Below are 4602 nucleotides of genomic sequence, written 5' to 3'. Positions count from 1 at the left end.
CTCGCCTTTCAGCCCCCGGTTGAACTGCCGGGCGTGAACAACGCCAACTTCCTGCGCACCGCGGTCAACGCCGTGCGGCGCGCGCGCGGGCAGGAAGAACTGGACGCCGTGGCCTTCCTTAAGGCCGTGCGCAAGGAAACCAAACATCTTTCCATGTCGGACGAGATGCTCAAGCGCAATGTGAATGTCGGCTTCTCCGGTGGTGAGAAGAAGCGCAACGAAGTGCTGCAGATGCGCATGCTCCAGCCGTCCTTCGCCATTCTGGACGAGACGGATAGCGGGCTGGACATCGACGCGCTGCGCATCGTGGCCGAAGGCGTCAATTCCCTGCGCGGGCCGGATTTCTCGGCGCTGGTCATCACGCATCACCAGCGCCTGCTGGACTATATCGTGCCCGACCGCATTCATGTCATGGCGAAGGGGCGGATCATCCACAGCGGCGGCCCCGAACTGGCCAAGCAGCTTGAAGCGCAGGGTTACGCGCGCTTCCTGGCGGAAGCCGCGTGAACGCGCTGACACCGGTCGGGATCAACGCCAGCGCCTTTCTCGACCGGGGTGATGCGGAAACTGGCGCGGACCAGCGCAGGGCCGCTGACTTCCTGCGCAGGGTCGGCCTGCCGCGCGCCGGGGTGGAAGCGTGGAAATACACCACCCTGCGCATGCTGGCCGACGTACCCTTCGCCGCCGCTCCGTCTGATGTGGACGGGGGCAGGGTCGATACGCTTCTGGCCGAGGTCGAGACCATTTCCGGTCTGGGCGCGGGGGCGAACCGGGCCGTGTTCGTCAATGGCCATTTCGACGCCAGCCGTTCCCGCCTGCCCGCGGGTGTAAGGGTTTCGCCCTTTGCCAGCGGGGAAGGAAATGACGGGATCGACCCGGCAGGTGATGTCACGACCGCGCTGAACACCCTCATGGCGCGCGACGGACTGGAACTGGTCGTGCCCGAAGGGGTGGACGCCGGTTGCCTGCTGCTGGTCGGCATCGGGCTTACGGCGGATGACGCGCCGGTCTCGTTTCATCCGCGCCATCGTATCGTGGTGGAAAAGGGTGGCAGGCTGGCGGTGCTGGATGCCGCTGTCGGGCAGGGGTATTACCTGCATAACCCGCTATATGACATTGCGGTGGCCGATAATGGCTACCTGTCCCATGCCCGCATTCAGGCGGAGAGCGGACTGGCGGTGCATCTCGCCGTAAGTCACGTCACCGTCGCGGCGGAGGGCGTGTATGACAGCTTCACGCTCACGCTGGGGGGCAACCTGTCGCGGCACGAAGTGCATGCGGGCCTGTCGCGGCCGGGCGCGCAGGTGCATGTCAATGGCGCGCAGCTTCTGGCGGGGCGCCAGCATGGGGATCTGACCAGCGTGATCACCCACGCCGCACCCGGTTGCGTTTCGCGCCAGACGGTCAAGAACGTGCTGTCAGATCAGGCGCACGGGGTGTTTCAGGGCAAGATCCTTGTGGAACGGATCGCCAGAAGACCGATGGCTACCAGATGAACCAGGCGCTCCTGCTGTCGGACGGCGCGGAAATCGACGCCAAGCCCGAGCTTGAAATCTACGCCGATGACGTGAAGTGCAGCCACGGCGCCACCGTGGGCGCGCTGGACGATGACCAGCTTTTCTACCTGCGCAGCCGTGGCATTCCGGGTGATGTCGCGCGCTCCATGCTGATCCGTGCGTTCCTGCATGATGTGGTGGACAAGATTGATGACCAGCGGCTGAAGGACAGCCTCAACCTTGCGGTGGAAGCATGGTGGAAGCGGGAGGCGGCATGATGGATCAGATCGTGACACAGGCCGCCGACGCCGCCGGAATCCTCCGGCATGTCCGGGCGGATTTCCCCATCCTCTCACAGAAGGTGCATGGCCGGGATCTGGTGTTTCTGGACAGCGCGGCCTCCGCGCAGAAACCCCGGCAGGTCATTGACTGCATGGCCGACACCATGCGCACCCAGTACGCCAACATCCACCGTGGCCTGTACTGGATGAGCGAACGCACGACCGAGGCGTATGAGGGCGTGCGCGATCAGGTCGCGGGTTTTCTGGGCGCGGCGGCGCGCGAGGAAATCATTTTCACCCGCAACAGCACCGAAGCATCAATCTTGTCGCGCATTCCTATGGCGGGCTGCTCCGGCCGGGACAGGTGGTGCTGATCTCGGAAATGGAGCATCACGCCAACATCGTGCCCTGGCAGATGCTGCGTGATCGCACAGGCATCGAACTGCGCGTGACCCCCGTTACCGATGATGGCGCGCTGGACATGGAAGCCCTAGGGCGCAACCTGTCCGATGGCAAGGTGGCGCTGGTCGCGATCACGCATATGTCCAACGTGCTGGGCACGATCACGGATGCACGCGCCATTGCCGACATGGCGCATGCCGCCGGGGCAAAGGTGCTGTTCGATGGCAGCCAGCTTGCCGTCCACCGCCGGGTGAACGTGCGCGAACTGGATGCGGATTTCTATGTGCTGACCGGCCACAAGCTGTATGGCCCGACCGGCATCGGCGTGCTGTGGGCGCGGCGCGAAATACTGGACGAAATGCCGCCCTTCCTTGGCGGCGGGGATATGATTTCCACCGTATCCTTCGCGCGGTCGACATGGGCCCCCGTGCCGCACAAATTCGAGGCCGGAACCCCCGCCATTATCGAGACGATCGGGCTGGGCGCGGCCATCAGCTATATCGAGTCCATCGGCTTCGACCGGATCGGCGCGCATGAGGAAGCCCTGACCGCCCACGCGCTCAATGCATTGGGTCAGGTGAGCGGACTGAAAGTGATCGGAACCGCGCCGGAACGCGGCGGGGTTATTTCGTTTACCATGGCGGATGTGCATCCGCATGACATCGCGACCCTGCTGGACCGCAATGGAATCGCGGTGCGGGCGGGGCATCACTGCGCCGAGCCGCTCATGCGCAGGCTGGGGGTCTCGGCCACCGCGCGGGCCAGCTTTGGCATCTACACCACGCCAGAGGAAATAGACATGCTAGCCGCGACACTGGTGCAGATACGCGGTTTTTTTGTCTGACGGTGTGATGGCGCAGGATGATCTGTACCGCACCGTTGTACTGCAACGGGCCAAAGTCCCCCATTACGCGGGCCCGCTGGCGGAAGCGAATATGCAGGGGCAGGGGACGAATCCGTTATGCGGGGATCGGGTTCACCTCCATGCGGTGGTGGATGCGCAGGGACGTATCGACCGGATACGGCATGAAACCCGCGGCTGCGCCATCTGCGCCGCCTCCGCCGATCTGATGGCGGAAGGGGTGACGGGGCAGGAACCGGCACGGATCAGGCAGATCCACGCCGATCTCGCCACGGCGGTGGAAACGGGCAGGGCCCCGGAGGGGCTGGGCGAACTTTCGGCTTTCGCCCCCCTGCACCGGCATCGCTCCCGTATCCGCTGTGCCATGCTGCCGTGGACGGCACTGATTGAGATGCTCAATGATGACAGAGACAGGTGAAAGCCTCATGGACGAGAAAAATCAGGTAGAGCCCGCCATCGGCGTGGCACAGGGAGCCGGAGCTTTCTCCCTTGAGGCCGAGGGCGCGCCCGTGGCCCGGAGCGAACCCGTATCGACCTGGACACCCGATGGCGAAAAACCGGCGGAAAGCAGCACGAAAGGTGGCGCACCGGATGAAGAGGCCGTCATCGAGGCGATCGCGACCGTGTATGACCCCGAAATCCCGGTCAACATTTATGAACTCGGCCTGATCTACGCCATCGACCTGCATGATGATGGCACGGTCAAGGTTGAAATGACCCTTACGGCCCCCAACTGCCCCAGCGCGCAGGAACTGCCCCTGCAGGTGAAGGAAGCCGTGGAAAAAATCGGGACGGTCACCAGCGCGACGGTCGAGATCGTGTGGGAGCCGCCATGGGATATGTCGCGCATGAGCGAAGATGCGCGCCTCGCCCTGAACATGTTCTGAACCCAGCAAGGGGAACGTGCCATGACCGAACAGAATACCCTGACCACCAAGACCCCGACCCGCCGCGCGCTGCCGCCGCTCCTGTCCCTGACCGAGCGTGCGGCGCAGCGGCTGGAGACCCTGTACCGGACCAACCATGCGGGGCACCTGCTGCGCATTGGTGTCTCGACCAAGGGCTGCTCGGGCAACGCCTATGACATGACGTTTGTCGAACAGTCCGGCCCCGGTGATGAAGTGGTGACGGACAAGGGGGTCACCCTGCTGGTTGACCGCAAGGCGACCCTGTTCCTGATCGGCTCGGTCATGGATTATGAGGTCAAGGAGCTTGAAGCGGGCTTCACCTTCACCAACCCCAATGAAAAGGGCCGCTGCGGCTGTGGCGAGAGCTTCCACGTCTGAGCATGGAAGCGCCCCGGCGCGGGTCTAGCGCCGTCTGGGCCGTGTCGTGCCGGGCAGGGTCAGCACGCAGACCGACTCTACCTCCGCCGACCACAGGAACTGGTCGACGACCGTCAGGCTTTCCAGCCGGTAGCCTGCCTGCTGGAGCGGGGCAAGATCGCGCTGGAGCGCGATGGGATTACAACTGACATAAATGACATGCCGGGGCTTTCCCGCCACGATCTGCGCCATCTGCGCTCCCGCCCCGGCATGGGGGCGGGTCCAGCACGACCGTG

4 protein-coding genes and 3 pseudogenes are annotated in these 4602 nt (G+C 64.3%); 6 read left to right on the top strand and 1 reads right to left on the bottom strand.

The genetic code is table 11. From position 1 onward, the window contains the following. From sufC to JCM25156_RS09705, 6 genes and pseudogenes are all read left to right on the top strand, one after another. Nucleotides 1-507, top strand: a 507-nt coding sequence (sufC, locus tag JCM25156_RS09730; RefSeq protein ID WP_025812921.1) for a Fe-S cluster assembly ATPase SufC, incomplete at its 5' end; no start/stop codon positions are given. Continuing rightward, nucleotides 504-1774, top strand: a pseudogene (gene sufD, locus JCM25156_RS23210) (Fe-S cluster assembly protein SufD). The gene sufC and the pseudogene sufD, both read left to right, overlap by 4 nt. Then, a pseudogene (locus JCM25156_RS23205) lies at nucleotides 1774-3023 on the top strand (aminotransferase class V-fold PLP-dependent enzyme). The pseudogenes sufD and JCM25156_RS23205 overlap by 1 nt, the downstream one beginning before the upstream one ends. Nucleotides 3024-3030: 7 nt before the next feature. Then, nucleotides 3031-3459, top strand: coding sequence for a Fe-S cluster assembly sulfur transfer protein SufU (sufU, locus tag JCM25156_RS09715; protein WP_034959205.1), 429 nt, complete (start codon nucleotides 3031-3033; stop codon nucleotides 3457-3459). A gap of 7 nt (nucleotides 3460-3466) precedes the next feature. Continuing rightward, entirely contained in the window at nucleotides 3467-3928 is a 462-nt protein-coding gene (locus tag JCM25156_RS09710; RefSeq protein ID WP_025812918.1) for an SUF system Fe-S cluster assembly protein, read from the top strand. Nucleotides 3929-3949: 21 nt separating this feature from the next. Next, nucleotides 3950-4327, top strand: a complete 378-nt coding sequence (locus tag JCM25156_RS09705; RefSeq protein ID WP_025812917.1) for a HesB/IscA family protein — start codon at nucleotides 3950-3952, stop codon at nucleotides 4325-4327. A gap of 24 nt (nucleotides 4328-4351) precedes the next feature. Here the strand turns inward: JCM25156_RS09705 and JCM25156_RS23200 are convergent. Next, nucleotides 4352-4602: pseudogene (locus JCM25156_RS23200) on the bottom strand (class I SAM-dependent RNA methyltransferase); the annotation flags it as partial.

The sequence above is a fragment of the Komagataeibacter kakiaceti JCM 25156 genome (assembly GCF_000613305.1).
This window is presented reverse-complemented; position numbering and strand designations above follow the sequence as displayed.

What these genes read in the sequence shown, in the direction of transcription:
- JCM25156_RS09710 (WP_025812918.1), top strand. Translation starts at nt 3,467, where the DNA reads ATGGACGAGAAAAATCAGGTAGAGCCCGCCATCGGCGTGGCACAGGGA.
- JCM25156_RS09705 (WP_025812917.1), top strand. Translation starts at nt 3,950, where the DNA reads ATGACCGAACAGAATACCCTGACCACCAAGACCCCGACCCGCCGCGCG.
- sufU (WP_034959205.1), top strand. Translation starts at nt 3,031, where the DNA reads ATGGCGCAGGATGATCTGTACCGCACCGTTGTACTGCAACGGGCCAAA.